Source organism: Amycolatopsis sp. NPDC051373 (assembly GCF_040689465.1).
Taxonomy (GTDB): domain Bacteria; phylum Actinomycetota; class Actinomycetes; order Mycobacteriales; family Pseudonocardiaceae; genus Amycolatopsis.
Window position 1 is genome coordinate 101,388 of the sequence record NZ_JBFBAE010000006.1, and the last position, 23,564, is coordinate 124,951.

The 23,564-nt window shown below is 70.7% G+C and carries 23 protein-coding genes and 1 pseudogene; 10 read left to right on the forward strand and 14 right to left on the reverse strand.

What is annotated here, in order from left to right:
- The first annotated feature begins 283 nt into the window (after window positions 1-283).
- Window positions 284-1,915, forward strand: coding sequence for a phospho-sugar mutase (locus AB0383_RS12890; protein WP_366187063.1), 1,632 nt, complete (start codon window positions 284-286; stop codon window positions 1,913-1,915).
- On the opposite strand, the gene AB0383_RS12895 is transcribed toward AB0383_RS12890, so the two are convergent.
- Window positions 1,875-2,231: a hypothetical protein gene (locus AB0383_RS12895; protein WP_366187065.1), complete on the reverse strand. Its 357-nt coding sequence runs from the start codon at window positions 2,229-2,231 to the stop codon at window positions 1,875-1,877. The two genes, AB0383_RS12890 and AB0383_RS12895, sit on opposite strands and share 41 nt — an antisense overlap.
- Window positions 2,232-2,283: 52 nt before the next feature.
- Here AB0383_RS12895 and AB0383_RS12900 point away from each other — a divergent pair, with 52 nt between their 5' ends.
- The 8 genes from AB0383_RS12900 (at window position 2,284) to AB0383_RS12935 (ending at window position 9,553) form a co-directional block, all read left to right on the forward strand.
- On the forward strand, window positions 2,284-2,736 hold the full coding sequence (locus tag AB0383_RS12900; protein WP_360583500.1) for an NAD(P)H-dependent oxidoreductase: 453 nt from the start codon (window positions 2,284-2,286) through the stop codon (window positions 2,734-2,736).
- A 442-nt stretch (window positions 2,737-3,178) separates the two neighbouring features.
- Window positions 3,179-3,583 (forward strand): helix-turn-helix transcriptional regulator, encoded by a 405-nt coding sequence (locus AB0383_RS12905; RefSeq protein WP_366187068.1) that lies wholly within the window; start codon window positions 3,179-3,181, stop codon window positions 3,581-3,583.
- Entirely contained in the window at window positions 3,580-4,104 is a 525-nt protein-coding gene (locus AB0383_RS12910) for a hypothetical protein (RefSeq protein ID WP_364181557.1), read from the forward strand. Before AB0383_RS12905 ends, AB0383_RS12910 begins: the two co-directional genes overlap by 4 nt.
- Complete coding sequence (locus AB0383_RS12915) at window positions 4,101-5,204, forward strand: MAB_1171c family putative transporter (protein WP_366187070.1); 1,104 nt, start codon at window positions 4,101-4,103, stop codon at window positions 5,202-5,204. The genes AB0383_RS12910 and AB0383_RS12915 overlap by 4 nt, the downstream gene beginning before the upstream one ends.
- A 2-nt stretch (window positions 5,205-5,206) precedes the next feature.
- Window positions 5,207-6,355, forward strand: coding sequence for an amidohydrolase family protein (locus AB0383_RS12920; RefSeq protein ID WP_366187072.1), 1,149 nt, complete (start codon window positions 5,207-5,209; stop codon window positions 6,353-6,355).
- A 117-nt stretch (window positions 6,356-6,472) separates the two neighbouring features.
- Window positions 6,473-7,093: a TetR/AcrR family transcriptional regulator gene (locus AB0383_RS12925; protein WP_364181563.1), complete on the forward strand. Its 621-nt coding sequence runs from the start codon at window positions 6,473-6,475 to the stop codon at window positions 7,091-7,093.
- 1 nt (window position 7,094) lies between these two features.
- The gene (locus AB0383_RS12930) at window positions 7,095-8,762 is read left to right on the forward strand and encodes an FAD-binding dehydrogenase (RefSeq protein WP_366187074.1); all 1,668 of its coding nucleotides are present in this window, start codon (window positions 7,095-7,097) and stop codon (window positions 8,760-8,762) included.
- The gene (locus AB0383_RS12935; protein ID WP_366187076.1) at window positions 8,759-9,553 is read left to right on the forward strand and encodes an alpha/beta hydrolase; all 795 of its coding nucleotides are present in this window, start codon (window positions 8,759-8,761) and stop codon (window positions 9,551-9,553) included. The genes AB0383_RS12930 and AB0383_RS12935 overlap by 4 nt, the downstream gene beginning before the upstream one ends.
- A gap of 112 nt (window positions 9,554-9,665) precedes the next feature.
- Here AB0383_RS12935 and hisS read toward each other — a convergent pair whose 3' ends face one another.
- The 13 genes and pseudogenes from hisS to AB0383_RS13000 form a co-directional block, all read right to left on the reverse strand.
- Window positions 9,666-10,961, reverse strand: a complete 1,296-nt coding sequence (gene hisS / locus AB0383_RS12940; protein ID WP_366187078.1) for a histidine--tRNA ligase — start codon at window positions 10,959-10,961, stop codon at window positions 9,666-9,668.
- A gap of 30 nt (window positions 10,962-10,991) precedes the next feature.
- Window positions 10,992-11,375: a hypothetical protein gene (locus tag AB0383_RS12945; protein ID WP_366187080.1), complete on the reverse strand. Its 384-nt coding sequence runs from the start codon at window positions 11,373-11,375 to the stop codon at window positions 10,992-10,994.
- A 59-nt stretch (window positions 11,376-11,434) separates the two neighbouring features.
- Window positions 11,435-12,688, reverse strand: a pseudogene (locus AB0383_RS12950) (amidase family protein).
- A gap of 3 nt (window positions 12,689-12,691) precedes the next feature.
- A complete protein-coding gene (locus tag AB0383_RS12955; protein WP_366187082.1) occupies window positions 12,692-12,850 on the reverse strand; it encodes a hypothetical protein in 159 nt (52 codons plus the stop codon).
- 93 nt (window positions 12,851-12,943) lie between these two features.
- Window positions 12,944-14,122, reverse strand: a complete 1,179-nt coding sequence (locus AB0383_RS12960; RefSeq protein WP_364181579.1) for a HAMP domain-containing sensor histidine kinase — start codon at window positions 14,120-14,122, stop codon at window positions 12,944-12,946.
- A gap of 2 nt (window positions 14,123-14,124) precedes the next feature.
- Window positions 14,125-14,772 carry a response regulator transcription factor gene (locus tag AB0383_RS12965; RefSeq protein ID WP_364181582.1) on the reverse strand — a complete coding sequence of 216 codons (648 nt, stop codon included), beginning with the start codon at window positions 14,770-14,772 and terminating at the stop codon, window positions 14,125-14,127.
- A gap of 87 nt (window positions 14,773-14,859) precedes the next feature.
- Window positions 14,860-16,140: a cation:proton antiporter gene (locus AB0383_RS12970; RefSeq protein ID WP_366187085.1), complete on the reverse strand. Its 1,281-nt coding sequence runs from the start codon at window positions 16,138-16,140 to the stop codon at window positions 14,860-14,862.
- Window positions 16,140-17,534, reverse strand: coding sequence for a cytochrome P450 (locus AB0383_RS12975; protein ID WP_366187087.1), 1,395 nt, complete (start codon window positions 17,532-17,534; stop codon window positions 16,140-16,142). The genes AB0383_RS12970 and AB0383_RS12975 overlap by 1 nt, the downstream gene beginning before the upstream one ends.
- Window positions 17,531-18,574, reverse strand: coding sequence for an alpha-hydroxy acid oxidase (locus tag AB0383_RS12980; protein ID WP_366187089.1), 1,044 nt, complete (start codon window positions 18,572-18,574; stop codon window positions 17,531-17,533). Before AB0383_RS12980 ends, AB0383_RS12975 begins: the two co-directional genes overlap by 4 nt.
- Before the next feature lie 3 nt (window positions 18,575-18,577).
- Window positions 18,578-20,131 carry an NAD(P)-binding domain-containing protein gene (locus AB0383_RS12985; protein ID WP_364181591.1) on the reverse strand — a complete coding sequence of 518 codons (1,554 nt, stop codon included), beginning with the start codon at window positions 20,129-20,131 and terminating at the stop codon, window positions 18,578-18,580.
- 163 nt (window positions 20,132-20,294) lie between these two features.
- Window positions 20,295-21,296 carry an aldo/keto reductase gene (locus AB0383_RS12990; protein ID WP_366187092.1) on the reverse strand — a complete coding sequence of 334 codons (1,002 nt, stop codon included), beginning with the start codon at window positions 21,294-21,296 and terminating at the stop codon, window positions 20,295-20,297.
- Window positions 21,297-21,362: 66 nt separating this feature from the next.
- Entirely contained in the window at window positions 21,363-22,343 is a 981-nt protein-coding gene (locus tag AB0383_RS12995) for an aldo/keto reductase (RefSeq protein WP_366187094.1), read from the reverse strand.
- Entirely contained in the window at window positions 22,340-22,741 is a 402-nt protein-coding gene (locus AB0383_RS13000) for a MerR family transcriptional regulator (protein WP_220246259.1), read from the reverse strand. The genes AB0383_RS12995 and AB0383_RS13000 overlap by 4 nt, the downstream gene beginning before the upstream one ends.
- A gap of 203 nt (window positions 22,742-22,944) precedes the next feature.
- On the opposite strand from AB0383_RS13000, the gene AB0383_RS13005 reads away from it, so the two are divergent.
- Window positions 22,945-23,550, forward strand: coding sequence for a TetR/AcrR family transcriptional regulator (locus tag AB0383_RS13005; RefSeq protein WP_364181598.1), 606 nt, complete (start codon window positions 22,945-22,947; stop codon window positions 23,548-23,550).
- The last annotated feature ends 14 nt before the right edge of the window (window positions 23,551-23,564 follow it).

Below are 23,564 nucleotides of genomic sequence, written 5' to 3' on the forward strand. Positions count from 1 at the left end.
TTCCGGCGAGCGCGCCGCCAGTGCGAAATCCGCCGAAATCCGTTGCCGTACCGAGGTTTCCTCTGCGGTGACGCACACCGGCAGCCCCGCTTGCCGTCCCGATCGACGGCACGACGTGCTCCCCCGACGTCCGCGGCCCGGCCAGCCACGTCACGGTTCCGTCGGCCAGCTCGCGCGCGACCCGCAACATCCCTCGCCACCGAGGACGACGCGGACCGCGCCGACGCCCTGCTCGCCCTCGTCGTGGCCGGAGTCCGGCGGCCGAAACCCGTACGCTGACCCGGTGCAGAACACGATTACTCCCGACCTGCGCGACGCCGCCTACCGGTGGATCGCCGAGGACCCCGACCAATCGACGCGCGAAGAGCTGCGGCAAGTGCTCGACCGCGCCCTCGCCGGCGACGCCACCGCGGCAGACGACGTCGCCGACCGGATGGCGGGACCGCTCGAGTTCGGCACGGCCGGGTTGCGCGGGCCGGTGCGCGCGGGGCCGAACGGGATGAACGTCGCCGTCGTCACGCGGACCACCGCGGGCGTCGCGCAGTGGCTCACCGACAAGGGCCTCGCAGGTGGCGTGGTCGTGGTCGGGCGCGACGCGCGGCACGGGTCGGAAGCGTTCGCGCAGGCGGCCGCCGAGGTGCTCACCGCGGCGGGCTTCGCCGTGAAGACGATGCCGCTGCCGTTGCCGACGCCGCTACTCGCGTACTCGGTGAAGCACTACGACGCGATCGCCGGAATCCAGATCACCGCGTCGCACAACCCGCCCGCGGACAACGGGTACAAGCTCTACGACAGCACCGGTGGCCAGATCGTGCCGCCGTCCGACGGCGAGATCGAGCACGCCATCCAGGCCGCGCCCGCCGCGGTCGACGTGCCGCGCGCACCCGGCGCCGAGGTCGTCGACCCGCGCGCCGCGTACCTCGCCGACGTCGCGAACCTGCCCCGGAGCCCGGAGCGCGAGCTGCGGATCGCCGCCACCGCGTTGCACGGCGTCGGCGCGGCGACGCTGGAAGCGGCGCTCACGCAGGCGGGGTTCACCGACGTGCACTTCGTCGCCGAGCAGTCGCGGCCCGACGCCGACTTCCCCACCGTCTCGTTCCCCAACCCCGAGGAACCCGGCGCCACCGACCTGCTGCTGGCGCTCGCGTCCGAAGTGGACGCCGACCTCGCCGTGGCGCTCGACCCGGACGCCGACCGCTGCGCTCTCGGCGTGCGCGGCCGCGACGGCGAGTGGCGCATGCTGCGCGGCGATGAGACGGGCGTGCTGCTCGGCTCGCACGTGCTGTCCACAACGGACACTCCCGACCCGCTCGTGGCCACCACCATCGTGTCGTCCTCGCTGCTCGGCGAGCTGGCAAAGGCCGCGGGCGCGCGCTACGCCGAGACGCTCACCGGCTTCAAGTGGCTGGTGCGCGCGGGCGAAGGCCTGATCTTCGCCTACGAGGAAGCGCTCGGCCTCTGCGTGAACCCGGGTTTCGTGCGGGACAAGGACGGCATCGCCGCCTCCGTGTTCGCCGCCGGGTTCGCCGCGGCGCTCAAGGCCGCGGGCCGCACGCCCCTCGACGTGCTCGACGACATCGCCACCGGCCACGGCGTGCACCTGACGGACCAGGTTTCCTTGCGGGTCACCGACCTTGCCGTGCGCGGCAGGCTGATGGCGGCCCTGCGCGCCGAGCCGCCGGTGACACTCGGCGGCACACCTGTCACGCAGGAAGACCTCCTGCCCGACGCCGACGTGCTGCGGCTGCGCGGCGACGGCCTGCGCGTGGTGATCCGCCCGTCGGGCACCGAGCCGAAGCTGAAGGCCTACCTGCAGGTGGTCACACCGGTGACCGGTGACCTCGCGGCGGCGCGCGAAACCGCGTCCGCCCGGCTCAGCGCGGTGCGGGAGGACATGAACACGTTGCTGAGCTGACCGCGGTCGGGGGCCCGGGTACCGGGTCCCGGCCCAGCAGGCTCGGCCCGAGCAGGCCGGCGACGTCGACCAGCAGCAGCACCACGAACGCCGCGATGAACTCCCGCCGCCGCGAGAGGATGGCGGCGAGCAGGCCGACCACCGCGGGCACCATCCACGGCCACAGCCGGTCCACCTCGCTGGTCCAGCCGCCGGGCGCGAAGATCGCGTCGGCGAACGCGGCGAAGACCAGCGAGAGCGTGCTGACGAGCCCGGCCAAGCCGAGCAGTACGAATGCGGCCACCGCAAGCTGGGGCCGCAGTCTGTCCCCCATCACCGGACCCAGCCTGCCCGCGCGTGGACAAGGGCACAAGTGGCAGGCTGCGCTCATGGCCACGCTGTTACTCGTGCACCACACCCCATCGCCGTCGATGCAGGCGATGTTCGAAGCCGTGCTCGCCGGTGCGAAGCACCCGGACATCGAGGGCGTCGACGTCGTCCGCCGCCCCGCGCTCGGCGCGACCGCGGCCGACGTGCTGGCCGCCGACGGCTATCTGCTCGGCACACCCGCGAACCTCGGCAGCATGAGCGGCGCCCTCAAACACTTCTTCGACACCGTCTACTACCCGTGCCTCGACTCGACGCGCGGCCGTCCGTTCGGCGCGTACGTGCACGGGAACAACGACACGGCCGGCACCGCGCGCCAGCTCGCGTCGATCACCACGGGGCTGGGCTGGACACAGGTGGCGGACCCCGTGCTGCTCACGGGGGAACCCGACAAGGCCGCGCTGGAAGCGTTGCAGGAGCTGGGCGCGACAGTGGCCGCGACACTCATGGGCTGACCCGCTCACAGGCAGGCCCCATAGACGGGCCACCGAAGACCCGGCCCTGGAAAAGTAAGGGGCCTGTCACCGGAAGCCCTGGGGGTCGACCTCCGGCAACAGGCCAGATCAAGGGTTCGCAACGAGGCGATCAACCTTGACCACTCAAGCGTACTACAAATGGCTGATCACGGCGAGCCAGGCGCAGGACAAGATCCCGCTCCGGGTTCCGAACACCCCCAGAGTGCGGACGTGTCCGAAGCGGGACGCGGGCCACTGTAAACCACTGCATACAGGTGGTGTCAACAAGTGCGTACAGTAGACCCGCCGTCACCAATCCGGCCGAAAGCAGGCGGGCACCGAGCCGGACGCTCCCGCGTCCGGCAACCATTCCCGCCGTCGCTGTGGTCGGATCGGCAACAGACGGCACAGTACTATCCGGACAAGGGAGAAGGGGGCGGTGATGCCACGGCGACGCACCTTCGCGGAGAAGCTGAGCACGCTCATCGACTCGTCCCGGGCGGACGGCCGCGCACCGCACAGCTACCGGGAGATGTCGGCGGCGATCGAACGCGCGGGCGGGCCCGCGATGTCCCCGGCGTACCTGCAGCAGCTGGCGACCGGAAAGCGGATCAACCCGAAGATCCACTACGTCGAGGCGCTGGCGAAGCTGTTCGGCGTGCCGGTCACCTACTTCTTCGACGACGAGGACGAGCGCGCCTCCGGAGACGCCCCGGCCGTCGAGGCCAAGCTGATGGCCATGCGCGCGCAGGAGCTCTCGCCGCAGGGCAGGCGCCAGGTGATGGACCTGCTCGATCTCGTCGAGCGCTACGAGCGCGCCGAACGGGAAGGCCCCAGCGGGCCGTGAAGGAACGCGAACTCCGCAAACGCTGCCGGCGGCTGCTGAAAGACCTCGACATCAGCCCGCCGCTCGACGTCGGGCAGCTCTGCGAACGCCTCGGCGAGCGCCGCGACCGCCCGATCCGGCTCATGGCCTACCCGCTCGAAGTCCCCGGCCCGTTCGGCTGCTGGATCGCGACCGCCTCGGCCGACTACATCTTCTTCCAGCAGGAAACCACGAAAGCCCACCAGGACCACATCATCCTGCACGAGCTCGGCCACCTGCTCGCCGACCACGAACCGGGCGGAGACGCGGAACCGGCCGATTTTCTGCGGGGTCCGGCCGTGGAAAGCCTCGACGGGGACGCCGTGCGCCGCGCGTTGCGCCGCACCTCCTACGACGAGGCCCACGAGTGGGAGGCCGAGACGGTCGCCACGATCATCCTCGAGTGGGCGTCGGTGCTGAACTACACGATCCCGCGCGCCGCGGCCGACCACGACCTGCGGCGCATCCAAGGTACGTTGGGCGACCACCAGGGCTGGCTGTGACCGCTGCCATCTTCGTCCTCTTCGCCGCGGCGCTCGCCTGGCGCCTCTTCCAGCTGGCGCGCTCGCCACGGCTGCCGAACTGGGCCGTCACGGTCACGATCGCCGCGTTCGCGCTGGCGTTCCTCGCGCAGCAACGCGGGGTCACCACGTGGTTCGACGGCCTGACCGCGCCGGGTGGCGCGCGACTGGCGAACAACGTGCTGCTCTCGTCCGGCGTCTGCTCGCTGCTGATCTTCTTCCTCGGCTCCGCGCTCGGCCCGCGCCAGGCGCGCCGCGTCGCGCTGGAGCTCGTGCCGCTGGCGGCTGCGATCGCCGTGATGACGTTCGCGGTGGCGATCACGCCGGTGCCGCTGCGGGGCGCCGCGCTCGGGCCGGGCACGGTGCACGAGCCCGGGATCGCGTTGTTCTACTTCAGTGGCGGGGCGTACCTGATCTACGCGATCACGGCGTGTGCGGTGTGGATCGTGCGCTACCAGCGCGTGGCCGACCCGCACCTGCGCACGGGTCTGCGCATCGGTGCGGCGAGCCTCGTCGCGGCGGCCGCCGGCAGCGTGTTGCGGGCGATCTACCTGGTGCTGGCGTGGGTGTTCGACGTGACCGTGCCGGCGTTGCTGTGGCTCGGGGTGCCGCTGGTGATCCTCGGCAGCGTGCTGTTCCTCGCGGGCATCACCTATCCCGGCGTACGGGCTCGCGTGGCGGCTGTGGTCCGGCGGCGCAGGCACCGGGCCGACCACCACCGGCTCGCTCCACTGTGGACGCTGCTGGTGGCCGCGTACCCGAGCATCGTGCTGCGGACGCCGCCGGGCAACAGCCTGCGCGACCGGTTCGCCGTGCACCGCCGCTATTACCGGCGCGTGATCGAGATCCGCGACGGGCTGGTGCAGCTGAGCCCGTACCTGGAGACGGACCTGGCCTCGCTCGCGGCCGACGATCCCTCCGCCGCGGCCGCGGCACTGCGGACCGCGCTGGCCCGCCAGGCCTCGGGTGAAGCGAGCGACGGGCGGGCCAAGCTCGTGTTGCCGGGCGGCGGCGCGGACCTGGAATCGGACGTGCGACCGCTGCTGTCGCTGTCGGCAACGCTTGTGGGAAAGGAAAACTGAACGTGGACACCCTGATCACGGCGGCCCGGGTGCTGCCCCGGCCCTCGACCCCGATCGACGGTGGCGCCGTGCTGGTGCGCGACGGCGAGATCGTCGCGGTCGGCCGGCCCGACGAGGTGGCCGCGGCGGCCGTCGACCCCGTGGTGCGCGACTTCCCGGACGCGACCGTGCTGGCGGGGCTGTTCAACTCCCACGTGCACCTGTGTTTCGACGCCACGCGCGAGATGCTGCCGAACTTCCTGGCCGGTGATGACACCGATGTCGCGAACGGCGCGGAGGAACGGCTCGGGCAACTGCTGCGCAGCGGCGTCACGACCGTGCGCGACCTCGGCGGCCGCACCGTGGTGAAGCCGGCCGGCGGACCGCGGGTGCTCGCGGCCGGGCCGCCGCTGACCGTCCCGGATGGACACTGCCACTTCTTCGGCGGCGTGGTCTCCTCCGACGCCGAGATCCGCGCGCGGATCGACGCCAACGCGGCCGCGGGCGCCGACGTGATCAAGGTGATGGCGGGCGGCGGCCAGATCACGCCGGGTGGCGCCCAGATGTGGGAGTCGCAGTTCGACGCGCGGCAGCTCGGTGTGGTCGTCTCGCAGGCCGCGCGGCGCGGGCTGCCGGTCGCCGCGCACGCCCACGGCGCCGGCGCGATCGCCGACTGCGTCGAGGCCGGTGTCTCGACGATCGAGCACTGCACGTTCATGACCGGCCCGCAGCAGACCGACCTGCGCCCGGAGGTCGCGCGCCGCATGGCCAAGGGCGGCGTCTCGGCGTGCTCCACGAGCAGCCGCAACTGGCGGATGATGGTCGAGCGCATGGGCGAGGAGCTCGCACGGCGCGTCTACGGGCGGCTGCCGTGGCTGGAGGAACACGGCGTGCGCCTGCTCTCGGGCACCGACGCGGGCCTGCCCGGCTCGACGTTCGACGACCCCGTGGGCGCGCTGGAGCTGTACGAATGGCTCGGCTTCTCGCGGCGGCGGATCCTCGAGATCGCCACCGAGGACAGCGCGGCGGGCCTCGGCCTGGGCGCGGTCACGGGCCGGCTGGAGCCCGGGCTGGCGGCCGACCTGCTGGTGGTCGACGGTGATCCGCTGGCCGAGCTGGCGGCGCTGGGCAAGCCGTTGCTGGTCATAGCGCGCGGCGTCGCGGCTTCTTGAGCTACTCACTTGCTGAAGTACTGAGTCACTGAACAGGGTCGATCTTGACCTTGCTCACGCTCCCTTTCGATACATCGGTGCATTGAGTACGCTGGCGTATCGAAAGCGGGAGGCCTGATGATCGAACCGACGGCGGACCGCGTGCCGCGCCGTCGCGCGGAGACCCGCCGGCGCCTGCTCGAAGCCGCTCTTCCGGTGTTCGCCGAAGAGGGCTTCGGACGGTCTACAGTGGAGCAGATTTGCGAGCGCGCGGGCTACACACGCGGTGCGTTCTACTCGAACTTCGCCTCGCTCGACGAGCTGTTCCTGGCCATGTGGGAAGGGCGGTCGGCGGCGATGATCGCGGCCGTGCGCGCGGCATTCGACGCGTTCACGCCGGTCGAGCTGCCCGACGTGCGGGCGGTCGTCGAGCACGTGCTGCCCGCGATCCCCGTGGACGACGCGTGGTTCCGGGTGAGCGCCGAGTTCACCGCCCACGCCTTGCGCAACCCCAGCCTACGGCGCGTGATGACCGCGCGGGAGGAAGCCATCGCCGAAGCGCTGATGCCGCTGATGGTCGAGCTGCTCGCGCGGGCCGGCCGCTCGATCCCCGACCCCGTTGCGCTGGGCCAGGCGCTCGTCGCGATGCACGACGGCACCAGCGCGCAATGCCTGATGGACCCCGACAACCCGCTCGTGTGGCAGCGACGCCGTGAACTGTGCGTGCAGGTGATCACGGCCTACACCGAGGAGACTTGAGTTGGACGCAGCTTCTGCGGACGCGATCGTGGTCGGCGCCGGCCTGGCCGGGCTGGTCGCGACCCACGAGCTCGTGAAGGCCGGGCGCCGCGTGCTCGTGCTGGACCAGGAGAACCGCGCGAACCTCGGCGGCCAGGCGTTCTGGTCCCTGGGCGGGCTGCTGTTCGTGAACAGCCCCGAGCAGCGCCGGCTCGGGATCAAGGACTCCTACGAGCTGGCGTTGCGCGACTGGCTCGACTCGGCCGGCTTCGACCGCGAGGACGAGGACCTGTGGGCGCGCAGGTGGGCCGAGGCCTACGTCCGCTTCGCCACGTACGAAAAGCGCGACTACCTGCATGAGCTGGGCCTGCGCGTGACGCCGCTGGTCGGCTGGGCCGAGCGCGGCGGCGGCAAGGCGGGCGGGCACGGCAACTCCGTGCCGCGGTTCCACCTGACGTGGGGCACCGGGCCCGAGGTGGTGCGGGTGTTCGCCGAGCCGGTGCTGGCGGCGGAGCAGCGCGGCCAGGTGCGCTTCGCGTTCCGGCACCAGGTCGACGAGCTGGTGGAGACCGACGGCGTGGTCACGGGCGTGCGCGGGACCGTGCTGGAGCCGAGTGATCTGCCGCGGGGCAAGAAGTCTTCGCGGGTCGCCGCCGGCGAGTTCGAGCTGTCGGCGCCGGCGGTGCTGGTGAGCTCCGGCGGCATCGGCCACAACCACGAACTGGTGCGGCAGAACTGGCCCGTCGACCGGCTGGGCCCGGCGCCGGCGACGATGATCCCCGGCGTTCCGGCCCATGTGGACGGTCGCATGATCGGCATCAGCGAGGCCGCGGGCGCGCGCGTGGTGAACCGGGATCGCATGTGGCACTACGTGGAGGGCATCCACAACTGGGACCCGATCTGGCCGGACCACGCGATCCGGATCATCCCCGGACCGTCGTCGATGTGGTTCGACGCCAACGGGGTGCGGCTGCCCGCGCCGAACTTCCCGGGGTTCGACACGCTGCAGACGCTGAAGGCCGTGCTGTCGACCGGTTACGACTACTCGTGGTTCGTGCTCACGCAGTCGATCCTCGAGAAGGAGTTCATGCTGTCGGGCTCCGAGCAGAACCCGGACATCACGGGGAAAGACCTGAAGCAGACGTTGCTCAGCCGCACCGCGAAGGGCGCGCCGGGGCCGGTGGACGCGTTCAAGCGGCACGGCGTCGACTTCGTGGTGGCCGACAACCTGGCGCAGCTCGTCGACGGGATGAACAAGATCGCTCGCGGGCCGGCGCTGGACGTTTCCTCACTGGAGCGCCAGATCGTGGCTCGTGACCTCGAGGTCGGCAACCGGTACTCGAAGGACCTTCAGCTGATGGCGGTGGCCAACGCGCGCAAGTTCGTCGGTGACCGCGTGGCGCGCGTGGCGAAGCCGCACCGGATCCTCGACCCGGCGCACGGGCCGTTGATCGCCGTGCGGCTGAACATCCTCACGCGCAAGACGTTGGGCGGCGTGCAGACGGACCTGGACTCGCGCGTGCTGCGGGCCGACGGTGCGCCGCTGCCCGGGCTGTACGCAGCGGGCGAGATCGCGGGCTTCGGCGGCGGTGGCGTGCACGGCTACAACGCGCTGGAGGGCACGTTCCTCGGCGGCTGCATCTTCTCCGGCCGCGCCGCCGGGCGCGCCATGGCCCGGGCGGTGAAGTGACGCGGCGAACGACCGGCACCGTCCTCGACGTCGACGGGGTCGCCCTGCACCTGCGCGAAGACGGCCCCGCCGACGCGCCGGTGGTGTTGCTGGTACACGGCTTCAGCGGCTCGCTGCACTCCTTCGACCGCCTGGCGCCCCTGCTGGCCGACCGCTTCCGCGTGCTGCGTCCCGACCTGCGCGGCCACGGCTGCACGGGCGGCCACACGGGCCTCGACGCCGTTTCCCAGGCCACAACCCTGGCCGGCGCCCTGAAGCTGATCGGCGCCGACCACGCGACGGCCGTCGGCCACTCCTTCGGCGCCGACGTGGTGCTGGCGCTGGCAACGCTTTCGGGGGCCGTGACCCGGACCGTCCTCATCGGACAGGCACCGGACTACAGCCACGCCACTTTCCCGCCGGGCAACGGTTTGCTCGCGGCGCCGTTCGCCGGCCGCTTGCTGCACCACCTGGTTTCGTTCGCCCCAATCGGTTTCGTGTTGCGCCCCACCCCGCTACGCCAGGCCCACGCCGACTTCTCCGCCACCAGCCCGGCCATGGCCCACGCCGTCCTCACCGAACGGCGCCGTCTCCTGGCCGCCAACCCGCTCGACGCGCAGATCTCCGCGCTCGGCCTGCCCACCCTCGCGATCCTCGGCCGCCGCGACCGCCTCTACGACCACACCTCCGCCGCCACCCGCTACCGCACCGCCGGTGCCGACGTCACGTTCCTCGATTCCGGCCACACCCCGTTCGTCGACCAGCCCGCCGAAGTCGCCTCGCTGGTCGCCTCCTTCTCCCTCCGGCCCTGACCCGGCCCCGCCGAGGGGGCGGGACCGCTGCAGCGGCTGCGCGGGAGACACGAAACAGCCCCGCCGGGCTTGCGCCGGGCGGGGCTGTTTCGTGTGATCTACAAGGAAAAACTCAAGCCGGCGTAACCAGCCCACCCACGGTCGCGGCGACGTCGGCCAGCGCGACCTGCTGCTGTTCCCGCGTGGCCAGGCTCCGGACGGTCACATTGCCACCGTCCCAGTCCTCCTGGCCCACGATCACCACGGCCGCGGCGCCGGCTTTGTCGGCGCGGGTGAGCTCTTTGCCGAGCTTGCGGTGCTCGATCGGGGTCGACGTGCGGAGACCGGCCTTGCGCAGGGAAGTCGCGACCTGGCGAGCGGCGTCGGCGAGCTCCTCGGTGACCGGGATGACCATGACGTCCACCTCGTTGCGCGGGGTGGGCGTGAGGCCGTGGGTGTCGAGGAAGTCGATGAGCGTCACGTCGCCCATGCCGAAGCCGATGCCCGGGATGCGCTCCTTGGTGAACATCGACGCCAGGTCGGCGTAGCGACCGCCGCCGAAGAGGGCGCGGCGGTTCTTCGGCGAGGTGTCGAAGACCTCGAACACGGTCGACGTGTAGTAGGCCAGCCCGCGCACGATCATCGGCTCGAACTTCACCAGGCTCGCGGCCGAACTGGACAGCACGCGCACCAGGTTCGACTGCTCCTTGACCTCCGCGGGCAGCTCGTCGAGCAGCGCGGCGCCGGAGCCGAGGGCCTCGGTGAGCTTCTCGAATTGCTTGTCCGTGAGCCCGATCTCCTCGGCCGACGTCGCGTGCTCCTCCGCCGATGTCTTCTCCCAGCGGTCCACCAGGCCGAACACGGCCGGCAGGTGCTCCGGGGAGACGCCCACGACGTCGGTGAGCGCCGACGTGAGCAGGTTCCGGTCGTTCACGCGCACGGCGAACATGTCCGAAGACGCGCCCACCGACTCCATGAGGTCGTGGATGAGCTCGAACATCTCGATCTCGCAGTTCGCGCTCTCGGAACCGAAGATGTCCGCGTTGATCTGCCAGTGCTCCCGCACGCGGCCGCGCTGCGGGCGCTCGTAGCGGAAGCAGTTCGGGTGGCTGTACCAGCGCACGGGGAACGACAGCGACTTCGCGTTGCCGGCGATCATCCGGGCCACCGACGGCGTCATCTCCGGGCGCAGCGCGAGGCGCTCGCCGCCCTTCGTCGTCAGCGTGTACAGCTGCTGGTCGGCGATCTCCTGGCCCGACTTCCGCTCGTAGATCTCGGCGGGCTCCAGCACGGGACCGTCGTAGCGGAGGAAGCCGTAGCGCTCCAGGACGTCGTAGAGATGGCCGAACACCTGCGTGCGAACGGACATTTCGGCGGGGAGGAAGTCTCGGGTCCCCTTGACAGGCGCGGTCGACAGGTATTCAGGCACGTCATCAAGCTTAACGACCGCGCCCAACCCTTAAAGGAAGGCCACCCCGTACGCCGTGATCAGCATGGCCGCGCCGAGCAGCACGGCTCCGGCGGTGGTGATCGACATGCCGACCCGCGTGCGCAGCATCGCCAGGAAGAACCCGCCCGACTGCGCCAGCACGCCGAACAGCAGCAGGAGGCACACCACCCACCGCAGCGAATCCGACAGCCCGCTGTGGTCGAGCACCTGCAACGCCACCAGCGCGAGCACGAGCAGCACTCCGGCGTGCGCGTGGCCGGCGCGGAAGAAACTCTCCTGCTGGTCGTTGAGCACCCCGCGCTTGAGCAGCCCCATCAGCGCGTAACCCCCGTACATCACGGTGGGCAGCGACACGAGGACGATGACGGTGAACAGCTGGACCAGTCCGTGCATGGCTTTCTCCTCCCAGAGCCGTTCTGGGAGGAGAACCATAACACCGTTTTAAAACACTGTCACGGACGATGCTGCGCCCACGGCCGAGCCCGCTCGAAGTTGGCCGCCGCCCGCAGCACGGCGGCGTCCGCCTGCTGGCGCCCGGTGATCTGCAGGCCGACCGGACGGCCGTCGGACGTGAAGCCCACGGGCACGGAGATGGCCGGCGTCGTGAGCATGTTGAACGGGAAGGTCAGCACCCACTCCAGCGCCTGGCGCCGCAGCGGCGCGTCGAGCAGCCGGTCGGGTGCGAACTGCGTGAGCGGGAACGCCGCGTCGGTCAACGTCGGGCAGACGAGCAGGTCGTAGCCGGTCATGAACTCGGCGAAGGTGTCCCACATGGCGCCGCGGAACACGTCGGCGCGCGCGACGTCGACGCCGGTCAGCCGCTCGGCCTCGTGCATCAGCTCGATGAGGTTGTCGTCGACGCGGCCGCGCTCGTTCTCCCAGTCGACCAGGTCGTAGCCGCTGCCGATGCCCGGCACCCAGACGCCGTTCCACATCGCCTCGACGGGGTCGCCCCACGCCGGCGTGGCCTCCGTGACATGGGCGCCCAGCTCCTCGAACGCCGCCACCGCCGTCCGGCAGATCTCGGCGACCTCCGGGTCGACGTGGGCGTAACCGAGGTCCGGTGAGTAGGCGACGCGCCAGCCCTTGATGTCGTGGTCGATCTCCGCGACGTAGTCGATCACGTCGTCAGGCAGGCTCGTCGGGTCGGAGGAGTCCTTGGCCGGCGAGGATGTTCAGCATCAGCGCGTTGTCGGTGACCGTGCGCGTGATCGGCCCGTGGTGCACCCAGGTGTTGTAGCGGCCCGGCAGGATGCTCTGCGGGATCCGCCCGCCCGCTTCAGCCCGACGACCCCGCACAGCGAAGACGGCGAACGCACGGAACCGGCGCCGTCACTGCCTTCGTGCAGCTGCCCCATCCCGGCCGCCGCGGCGGCGGCCGCCCCACCGCTCGACCCGCCGGCGATGCTGCCGTGCTTCCACGGGTTGTGTGTGGGGCCGAAGAGGTGGTTGTCGGTGCTCCCGCAGTGGTAGCCGCTTTCGATCGTGTTCGTCTTGCCGAGGAACAGCCCACCGGACTCGCGCATCCGTGTCACCACCGCCGCGTCGCGGTCGGGGATGTTGTCCTTCAACGGCGCCAGCCCGAACGTCAGCGGCAACCCCGCCACAGCCGTGAGGTCCTTGATCGAGTACGGCACCCCGTGCAGTGGCCCGAGCTCGTCACCGCGCCGCTGCGCCTCAGTGAGCTCCGCCGCGTCGCGCAGCACCTGCTAGCGATCGAAGGTGACGAACGCGTTCACCTCGGGGTCGACCGCTTCGATCTTCGCCACCACCTGCTCGGCGACGTCGGTCGGCGTCACCTCGCCCCGGCGGATCTTCCCGGCCAGCTCGGAGGCCGGGATCCAGCACAGCTCGTCGGAGTTCGTCATCGCCGGTGCTCCTGGGTGGTCTGGACGGGGTGGCGTTCCACCCCGTCCTAGACCACTGCGCAGCTGCGCACTGTCTCATGTTGAGACGTGCGCTCAGGCCCGCGTGAACCTCAGCGTGAACGTCGCCCCGACGCCCGGAACCCCGGCCGCCGCGATGGTTCCGCCGTGACCCGTCACGACTTCGTGCACCAGCGCCAAACCGAGCCCGAACCGGCGGCCCTCACCCTGGCCGCCGTGCGCGAACCGCTCGAACAGCCGCTCCGCATCCCGTTGCGCGAAGCCGACGCCGGTGTCGGCGACGCGGATCTCGACGTGCCGGTCGTCCGGGTTCTCCAGCGTCACCTCGATCGACCCGCCGGGCGGGGTGTGGCCGATCGCGTTGTCCAGCAACGCCGACAGCACTCGCCGCAACGCCGCGGGCACGCCCGGCACCACGTCGAGCAGCCCCGGCGAACGGCGCACCTCGATCCGCACGCGCCGGTCCCCCGCGCGCACGGTTTCTGCCTCCACCGCCTGCTCGGCCAGCAGGCCGAGCTCCACCGGCTCCAGCAACGGCCGCTCGTTGCACGCCTGCGTCGACAGCAGCAGGTCTTCCACGACCTCACCCAGCTCGCGCGTGCCGGACACCAGCAGGTCGAGGTCGTCCGACGGCACCGGCGTCACCCGGGCCCGCCGCGCCAGCAGCTGCGCGCGCGTGTGCAGCCGGGTGAGCGGCGCGCGCAGCTCGTGCGACGCGTCGGCGACGAAGGTGCGCTGGCGCCGCAACGCCTCGCCCAGGGGCCGGATCGCGCGGGCGGCCAGGACGTAGCCGCTGAAGACGGAAACCAGCAGCACCACCAGTTCCGCGATCACCAGGCCCATCAGCAGCTGCTGCCGGTCGGCGGCCTGGTAGCGCTGGTCGACGAAGACCTGCCACACCTGGCCGCCGTGGTCGACCGCGCGGACCGTGAATGTCGAGCCGGCCAGGTCCTGTTCCGTGGTCACGGATCCACCGGGCGGCACCGCCGGCGCGGGCGGCGGCACGAACGGCAACGCGGCGGGCACGTGCCCGGCCGGCGTCACCAGGAACACGCAGCCCGGCGGCGTCGCCGACAGGCCCTGGGCCAGCGTGTAGTCGATCTGCCGGTCGACCTCTTCGCCCTGGCCGTGCACCAACACCCAGTACGCGATGGCTCCGGCGGCGAGCACGACCAGCGTGATCACCACCGCGATCTGGCTCGCGATCGTCCGCCGCGCGCGCCGCAGCGCCCGCGTGTCGGGATCGACGACCACCGTCACATGGCCCCGATCTGGTAACCCAGGCCGTGGACGGTCTTCACCACCTCGCGCCCCAGCTTGCGCCTCAGGTAGTACACGTAGGTGTCCACAATGGATTCCCCCGTCGAGTCGGCGAACACGTGGGTGCGCAGCGCCTCCCGCGGGTGGATGGCCTTCGGCCGCTGCGCGAGCGTGCGCAGCAGCTCGAACTCGCGCCCCGACAACGTCACGCGCTCGCCGCGGGGCAGCACGACCTCGTGACGCAGCAGGTCGAGCGCCGCGGTGCCGAGCGGCAGGCACTCGGCGCCGTCGAGGTCCCGCCGGCACAACGCGCGCAGCCGGGCCAGCAGCTCGTCGGTCTCGAACGGTTTCACCAGGTAGTCGTCGGCGCCCGCGTCGAGACCGTGGACGCGGTCGGCCAGCTCGCCCAGCGCCGAGAGCACCAGCACGCGCGCCGTTACGGCCCGGCGCCGCAGCCCGGCGAGCACCTCCAGCCCGTCCATCACCGGCAGCCGCCGGTCGAGGATGATCACGTCGTGGTGGCCGGTGAGGCCGCGGTGCAGGCCGCGCTGGCCGTCGTGGGCGAGCTCGACCTCGTAGCCCTCGTCGGCGAGCAGCTCGGACAGCATTCCGGCCAGTTCACGATCGTCCTCCACGAGGAGCACTCGGGCTGCGCTTCCTGCCTCTTCGTGCACGTGTTCATACTCGCAGTCAGCGCGCCGATTGAACCCTCAACTTTCGTAGGGAATCGATCATTTACCAGCTGGTTGGGCCGAAAGGAGGAACTCCGGCAGCTGATCGGCCGAGTACTTCTTCCGGTCCCGCCGGTCGAGCCAGCTCAGCACCGGCGCGGTCATGATCGTGGTCACCAGCGCCACGAGTACCAGCACCGTGAACAGCGCCGGTGACACGATCCCCGCCTGCAGCCCCACGTTCAGCGCGATCAGCTGCATCAGCCCCCGCGCGTTCACGAGCACACCGATCCGCAACGCGACCGGCTGCGGCTCCCCGGCCAGCCGCGCCGCGCCCCAAGACGCCCCGAGCTTCCCGACGATCGCCACCACCACGCACAGCAGCGCGAACAGCAGCAGGTTCGGGTCGGCCAGCAGCGCGAACCGCGTGTTCAGGCCGGAGTAGGTGAAGAACAGCGGCAGGAACACGATGTTGCCCACCGGCAGCAGCTTCGAGACCACGGCATCCGCCGCTTCACCGCGCGGGAACGCGATGCCGGTGATGAAGGCACCGAACACCGCGTACAGCCCGATGGTGTCGGTGAACCACGCGGCGGCGAACAGGATCATGGCGGTGACGAGCAGCCGCTGGTCCACCGACATCCGTGGGCTGGTGAACATCTTCGCGAACACCCGCCGCGCCACGATCCACACGAACAGCGCGAACACCACGCCGCCGCCGAGCGCCAGCGCGATCGGCCCGACCGACCCCGCGTGCATGCCGACGACCACCGCCAGCAGGATCCACGCGAGGACGTCGTCGACCGCGCCGCACGCGAGCGCGAGCGAGCCGAAGCGCGTTTTCGTGAGGCCGCGTTCGGTGATGATCCGCGCGAGCATCGGAAACGCCGTGATCGCGATCGCGACGCCCACGAACGCCGCCGACACCACCGGCGAGACGCCCGGCTTGAGGATGCCGACCCAGCCCGTGCCCAGCACGGCGACACCGATCCCCAGCACGAGCGGAATCCCCGTGCCGGCGCTCGACACGGCGGCCACCAGCTTCGACGACTCCCGCACTGTCTTGGTGCGGAACTCGTAGCCGGCGCCGAACATGTAGAGCACGAGCCCGATCTGCCCGCCCAGGTACACGAGCGTGCGCACGGTGTCGGGGAACAGGTACGACTGGACGCCCGGCAGCAGGAGCCCGAGCAGCGACGGCCCGAGGAGCACCCCCGACACCATCTCGCCGACGACGGGCGGCTGCCCGAGCTTCACGGCGAGCAAGGTCACGAGCCGCACCACCACCAGGATCACCACCGCCGCGAGGAAAAACGCGGGAGCCGCCTCTGACGCGGTCATCATTCGCCTCCGTGGTTCGCGAAGTAGTTCACGCACAAGCGTTTGTGCCGCGCGTCGAGCACCATGTAGGTGCCGAACACGAGCTGGGCGAGGCTGCGCCACACGTCTTCCCAGCGGTCGCGCACGGCGAGGTACGCCAGCGGGCCGCGGGTCGAGCGCGCCGAGCCGCGCGGGGTGAGGAACACCGGGCCGCGGTTGGGGATCGAGCGCGTGTGGGCCGCGCTCGACGCGACGGAGTAGCGGCGCAGGAACTCCCGCGTCACCACGCGCATCGTGATCGGCGCGAGCCCGCGGGCCGGGCACGCGCGGTTCTGCGCGACGCCGAAGGGCAGGAAGTTCACGTCCTTCTTGGCGGGCGCTTTGTCGGGCGCTTTGTCGGGCACTGCCCCGTGCGCCGGGCAACCGACGGGCGGCTCCCAGCGCGACGGGTCGAACTCGTCGGGCCGCTCGAAGCCCGCGTGGTGGAAGTCGGGGTAGCTGAACAGGAGCACGGTGCCGGCGTCGATCGTCGTGTCGTCGAGCTCGATGTCGCCGGTGGTGATGCGGTGGGCGATGCCGAAGAGCGGGTAGGTGCGTAGTCCCTCGTCGATCACGCGGTCGAGGTACTCGTCGTCGTCCGGGTCGGCCGCCAGCCGCCGCTGCACGTCCGGGTGCTGCGCGATGATCATCAGCAGGTGCGCCATCGCCTCCGACATCTGCACGACGGCGGTGTTGAAGAACGTGCCCTGCAGGTAGAACACCTGCTCGTCGCGCGTGAGCCGGGTCGGCAGCGCGTGCGGGATGTCGCCGAGGCGGCGGCGCAGGTACTTCGTGAGCTTCGCGCGGCGGCGCATGTTGCGGGGTCGCACGCACTTCAGCGCCGCGACGACGTCGTCGGCGTGGCCCACGATGAGGTCGCGCGCCTCGGGCGGGCACGGCTCGCCGAACACGAGCTCGTAGTACAGCTCGGCCCAGATCGGCATCATCTCGTCGCGCAGCCGGATCAGCCGGCCGTCGCCGACCTCCAGCCCGTCGAGCACGTGCTCGGTCACGCGGCGCGTGAGCTCTTCGGATTCAGCGCGCGTCTTGACGAGGATGTGGCGCGTGGTCTTGGCGACCTCGTCGTAACGCGGCCCCGCCTCCAGGTGCTCCTGGTGGACCTCCGGGCCGGGCGCGAGCCAGTACCAGAACAGGTCCGACAGCGCCGCGCCCTTGCTGCGCCCGTTGGCCGCCGGGTCGGCGTACACGCGGCGGAAGTCCTTGACCCCGACGCGGTGACCGGGGATCGGCAGGCCTTCGTCGCCGTTGACCAGCGCGAAGATCTTCACCCGCAACGCGACCACGCGGCCGGGCAGCCACTTCGGCAGCGAACCGACGAGCCCGGCCGCCAGCGCGGCCGTGAGCAGCCGCCTCATCGGACGAGGTCCGCGGTCAGGTCGCCGAGCGTCGCGGCCCCGCACAGCGCCAGCGTGTGGTCGGTCTCTTCCCGGAGGCGTTCCAGCACTTCCGTCACCCCTTCCTCACCCGCCGCGGCGAGGCCCCACACCACGGGCCGGCCGACGCCGACGGCGGTGGCGCCCAGCGCGAGCGCCTTCACCACGTCGGTGCCCCGCCGCACGCCGCCGTCGAGCACGAGCGGGATCTGCCCCGCCACGGCCTCGGCCAGCGCAGGCAGGGCGTCCACAGTAGACACGGCGGTGTCGAGCTGACGGCCGCCGTGGTTCGACACCACGAGCCCATCGACGCCCGCCTCCACCGCGAGACGGGCGTCCTCCGGATGCAGCACTCCCTTGAGCAGCACGGGAAGCGCCGTCGTTCGCTTGAGCCAGGCCACGTGTTCCCACGTGAACTCGGCCGACATCTCGATGTCGCGCACGCGGCCGAAGCCGTCACGCAGGTTCTCCACGACCAGCCCGGGCGGCAGGTCGTGGAAGCCGTTGCGGTGGTCGCGTTCGCGCTGGCCGAACACCGGCGAGTCGACCGTGACCACGAACGCCCGCACGCCCGCGCGTTCGGCCCGGCGCACCACGGACTCCGTGAACTCCAGGTCCGGCTGCAGGTAGAACTGGAACCACAGCGCCGGGTCGGCCGCGGCCTGGCGCGCGGCGTCGGCGATGTCCTCCACGGCCGTGGTCGCGGCCATGCTCACCACCAGCACCGTGCCGGCTTTCGCGACCGCCTTCGCCGTCGCCAGTTCGCCGTCGGGGTGCGCGAGCCGGTGGAACGCCGTCGGCGACACCAGCACCGGCATCGAGAGCGGCGAGCCGACCAGCTCCGTCGCGAGGTCGCGCTTGGCCGCGCCCCGCAGCACGCGGGGCACGAGCACGCGCCGCGAGAACGCTTCTTCGTTGGCCCGCAGCGTCAGCTCGTCGCCGGCAGCACCCGCGTAGAAGTCGTAGTGCGCCGGGTCGAGCCGCTCGCGCGCCGCGGCCTCGAGTTCCGCGATCGTGCGCACGGATCAGGCCAGCTGGTCGGTGAAGAACTTCGTGAGCGCGTCCACGTGCACGGGGCGGTCCCACTCGTTCTCGAGGTTCTCCGTCACGTGGTGGGTGGCCACGAGCTCGCCGCGCCGGTAGTGGCGGACGATCGGGTGCAGGTAGTGGCCCTCGCCGTTGTCGTTGGCGACGTCCTGGCTCGCGCGCTTAACGGTGAAGTCGAACGGGTCGACCTTGTCGTGGTCCGGGCCGTAGTCGAGCGTGATGAGAAACGCGTTTTCGGCGTCGTTGAGCGGAGTGTCGGCGAAGCGGGCCACCGGCATCTCTTCGAGGTAGCGCGCCTGGTCACCCTCGACGAGGAGGATGTCGGCGAGGAAACCGAACTGCTGGAACAGCCCGGACGTGCGATTGATCCGCTTGAGCACGGCGTCGACCAGCTCGCCGGTCTCGGCCTTGAGCACGGTCTGCGGCCACTCGTTGTCGTGGTAGCGCTCGTCGAGCACCTTCGACAGCGCACGCACGCCGTACCGGAAGCCGTGGATGAACCCGCTGGTGGCCTTCTTGAAGTCGCGAGCCTGTGTGATCGTGCCGGCGAAGTACAGGCCGGGCACGTTCACCGACTCCCACGACGACGTCTGAGCCGGGAAGCGGTCGTTGATCGTGAGCTCGGGGCGGCAGTCCTCGTCGAACATCGAGGCGTCGAAGCGGAAGCCGGTGGCGGCGATCACGCGGTCGTAGCGGATCTCCTTCACGACCTCGTCGGCGCGGGCGAAGGCGAACTTCACGTGGTAGCCGTCTTCGTCCTTGCGGATCTCCCGCACGTCGCCGTCGAGGATCGCGTGCTGCAGCTTGAGCTGGTACATGTCGAGCACGCCGGCGTTGAACGCACGCAGGTGGCCGACGAAGTGCGTGCGCCAGGCGAGCTTCACCGGCCGCGGACCTGCGACGTGCAGCACGGCCGCGTACGCGTTGATGCTGTCGGCGGTCTCGAAGGCCGAGTTGGCCTTGCCGAGGATGAGCACGCGCTTGTTGGTGAACTGCGCGGGGTCGGTGTCGAAGTCGGCGTACTGGTCCACGAGCTCCATGCCCGGAACGTCGGGGATGTACGGCTTGGTCACACCGGTCGCCATGATCAGGCGCTTGGTGGTGTAGATGTTCCCGTCGCCGTCGGTGATCGTGAAGAGAGCGCTTTCCTCGTCACGGCTGATCCGCGTCACCCGGGTGTCGTAGCGGATGGCGACTTTGTGCTTCGCCGCGTAGTCGGCGTTGTAGCGCACGAACGCCTCGGCGGGAGGGAACAGCTCGGCGCTGTAGTCGGTGAACAGCAGGGGGTCCGGGCCGTCGTCGAGGAGTGAATTCCAGTCGACGCGCAGGTTGAGCTCCGGGTCGGTCCAGCCGGTGTGCTTCTTGTTGATCGAGATCAGCGTGCGGTGACGCGGGAACCTCGTGAAGAACGTGGCCGGCGTGGGGCCGGCTTCGAGCAAGAGATAGCGGTGACCCGCCTGTTCGAGCTGCCGGCCGAGCTGCAGGCCCGCGGGCCCCGCGCCGACCACCAGATAGTCCAGAACGTCGTCCACCACACCGGCCTCCAGGCTCGATCTTCATCGTCTGACGGCCGACAGCCTGAACCGGAGATCTCAGAAAAGGCTCAGAGATCCCGATCAGTGGGTGGGTGAAAATCCGTGAAGGGCCCCTTGCGGGAATCAGCGTCCCTCAAGGTGCCCTTCACGGTCAGGTGGCTCAGCGTGACAGGAGCTTCATCGCCGTCTCGGAGTAACGCGGGCCGGCCACTTCGGCGGCGGGCACGGCGGTCTCGATCGCCCGGATGTCCTCTTCGGACAGTTCGAGCGCCACGGCGCCGACGTTCTCTTCGAGGTACTTGCGCCGCTTCGTCCCGGGGATCGGCACCACGTCGTCGCCTTGGGCCTGCACCCAGGCGAGCGCGAGCTGCCCCGCGGTCACGCCCTTCCGCTCGGCCAGCGCACGCAGCGCCTCGACCATCGCGAGGTTCTTCTCGAGGTTCCCCTCGGCGAAGCGCGGCTGCGTCTGGCGGCGGAAGTCGTCCTCACCGAAGTCGGCGGCGGAGGTGAACTTGCCGGTCAGGAACCCACGGCCCAGCGGCGAGTACGGCACCAGGCCGATGCCGAGCTCGCGGCACGTCGGCACCACGGCGTCCTCGATGTCACGCGACCACAGCGACCACTCCGTCTGCACGGCCGAGATCGGGTGCACGGCGTGGGCGCGGCGGATCGTCTCGGCGCCGGCCTCGGACAGGCCCAGGTGGCGCACCTTGCCCTGCCGCACGAGCTCGGCCATGGCCCCGACCGTCTCCTCGATGGGCACGCTCGGGTCCACGCGGTGCTGGTAGTAGAGGTCGATGTGGTCGATGCCCAAGCGCCGCAACGAGTTCTCCACCGCCTCGCGCACGTACGCCGCGTCGCCGCGCACCCCGCGCTTGCTCGGGTCCTCGCGGTCGCGCACGAAGCCGAACTTCGTGGCGAGCACGACCTTCTCGCGCCGGTCGGCGATCGCGCGGCCGACGAGCTCTTCGTTGGCCCCCATGCCGTACATGTCCGCAGTGTCGAGCAGGGTCACCCCCAGCTCCAGCGCGCGGTGGATGGTGGCGATCGACTCGGTGTCGTCACCCTCGCCGTAGAACTCGCTCATCCCCATGCAGCCGAGGCCCTGCGCGCTCACTTCGAGCGTGCCGAGGCGGCGGGCGGGCAGCGTCGATCCAGCCATGTTTTCTCCTGGCGTTCGGTCTGTGAAGGGCCCCGGAAGTCCCTGGGGCCCTTCACGAAAGGGGTTCTACTTGCCGGCCGCGCGCGCGAGCCGCTCGGGGTAACGAGCCCCGGCCACGGCGTCGGCCGGAGCCGCCTGCTCGATCGCCGCGATGTCCTCTTCGGACAGTTCCAGTTGCGCCGCGGCGACGTTCTCTTCGAGGTACTTGCGCCGCTTCGTGCCCGGAATCGGTACCACGTCGGCGCCTTGCGCCTGCACCCACGCGAGCGCGAGCTGCCCGGCGGTCACGCCCTTCGCCTCGGCCAGCGCGCGCAAAGCGTCCACAATGGCCATGTTCCGCTCGAAGTTGCCGTCGGCGAAGCGCGGCATCCCGCGGCGCATGTCGTCCTCGGGCAGGTCCTTCACCGACGTCACGGCTCCGGTCAGGAAACCGCGGCCCAGCGGCGAGAACGGCACCACGCCGATGCCCAGCTCCCGGCAGGTCGCGAGGATCTCGTCCTCGATGCCCCGCGTCCACAGCGACCATTCGCTCTGCAGCGCCGTGACCGGGTGCACCGCGTGGGCGCGCCGGATCGTGTCGGCGTTCGCCTCGGAAATCCCGGCGTAGCGGATCTTTCCGGCAGCCACGAGCTCAGCCAGCGCGCCCCACGTCTCCTCGACGGGCGTGTCCGGGTCCACGCGGTGCTGGTAGTAGAGATCGATGTGGTCGACGCCCAGGCGCTGCAGCGACTCGTCGCAGCACTGCTTCACGTACGCGGCGTCGCCGCGCGCGCTCATGCCGCCGTCCTTCCACACGATGCCGAACTTGGTGGCCAGCACCACCTGGTCGCGCCGGTCCGCGATCGCGCGGCCGACCAGCTTCTCGTTCTCGCCCGCCCCGTACACGTTGGCCGTGTCCAGCAGCGTCACACCCAGCTCCAGCGCGCGGTGCACGGTGGCGATCGACTCGCTGTCGTCGTCGCGCACGCCGTAGGCCTGGCTCATTCCCATGCAGCCCAGTCCCTGGGCGCTTACTTCCAGCTCACCGAGTTTCCTCGTAGCGATCACGCGGAGATCTCCTCCATGGCGGACACGTGGCCGAGGACCTTGCGTTCCACCTGGTCGTAGTTGCTGATCTTGTAATCCAGAATGTCCAGGCACCCCTGGAGCTCGGCGATCCGGTCGGCTACCGACTGGCGCTGCTCCACGAGGATCGCCTTGCGGCGCCCGGCGCTCGCGACGCCGTGGCGCCGCAGTGACGCGTACTCGCGCATGCTCTTGATGGGCATGCCGGTGAGCCGCAGCTTGGTGAGGAACCCGAGCCAGTTCAGATCGTCGTCCGAATACGCGCGTCGCCCCGCCGCGTCGCGGGCCGGCGGGTCCAGGAGCTTGATCCGCTCGTAGTACCGAAGGGTGTCGATCGACAGGCCGCTACGTCGTGCGGCTTCCGCTATCGAGTAGCTCATACGCTCGACAGTACGACCTGGAGTGCGCTCCAGGTCAAATCCCGACCGGGTGGGGTGATGCCCGGATTGCGCAGGTCAGCCGGGCAACCCCGGTGAAATGCGCGCCGGCCCGCGAACTCACGCCCATCCCTCGACACCCTGGACCGACCACATCACCCGACTGACGGTCGCGTACCGTAACACCGTTGCGTTACCCTGAGCGCATGCCCCGTCCCCGTACGCACGACGAAGCCCTCCGGCTGAAGCTGCTGGACCGGGCCGGCGAGCTGATCTCCGCCGACGGCCCGAAGGCACTGTCCCTGCGCAAGCTGGCCGCCGACGCCGGGACGTCGACCACGGCCGTGTACTCGCTGTTCGGCAGCAAGCCGGACCTGGTCAACGCGCTGTACGTCGAGGGATTCCGACGCTTCGGCGAGCGGCTGAACGCTGTGGCGCGGACCGGCGACGCCGTCGCGGATCTGGTGCGCCTCGGCGTCGCCTACCGCGCCAGCGCGCAGGCCGATCCGCACCTGTACGCGATCATGTTCACGCGCTCCGTACCCGGCTTCGAGCCCAACGCCGAGGCCGACCGCCTCGCCCGCACGACCCTCGAGCCGCTCGAGGACACCATCCGGCGCGGGATCGCGTCGGGGCAGTTCGCGGACGTCGCGCCCGAGGTGATCATCGTCAGCTCGTGGGGACTCGTGCACGGGCTGGTGTCGCTGGAGCTGTCGGGGAACCTGCCACCGGAGTTCAGCGTGAGCGGTGCGTACGAGGAAGCCTTGCGCGCCAACGCTTCCGGCTGGCTCAAGGGACCGAACCCGGCGTGAGCGCCACAAGGGGC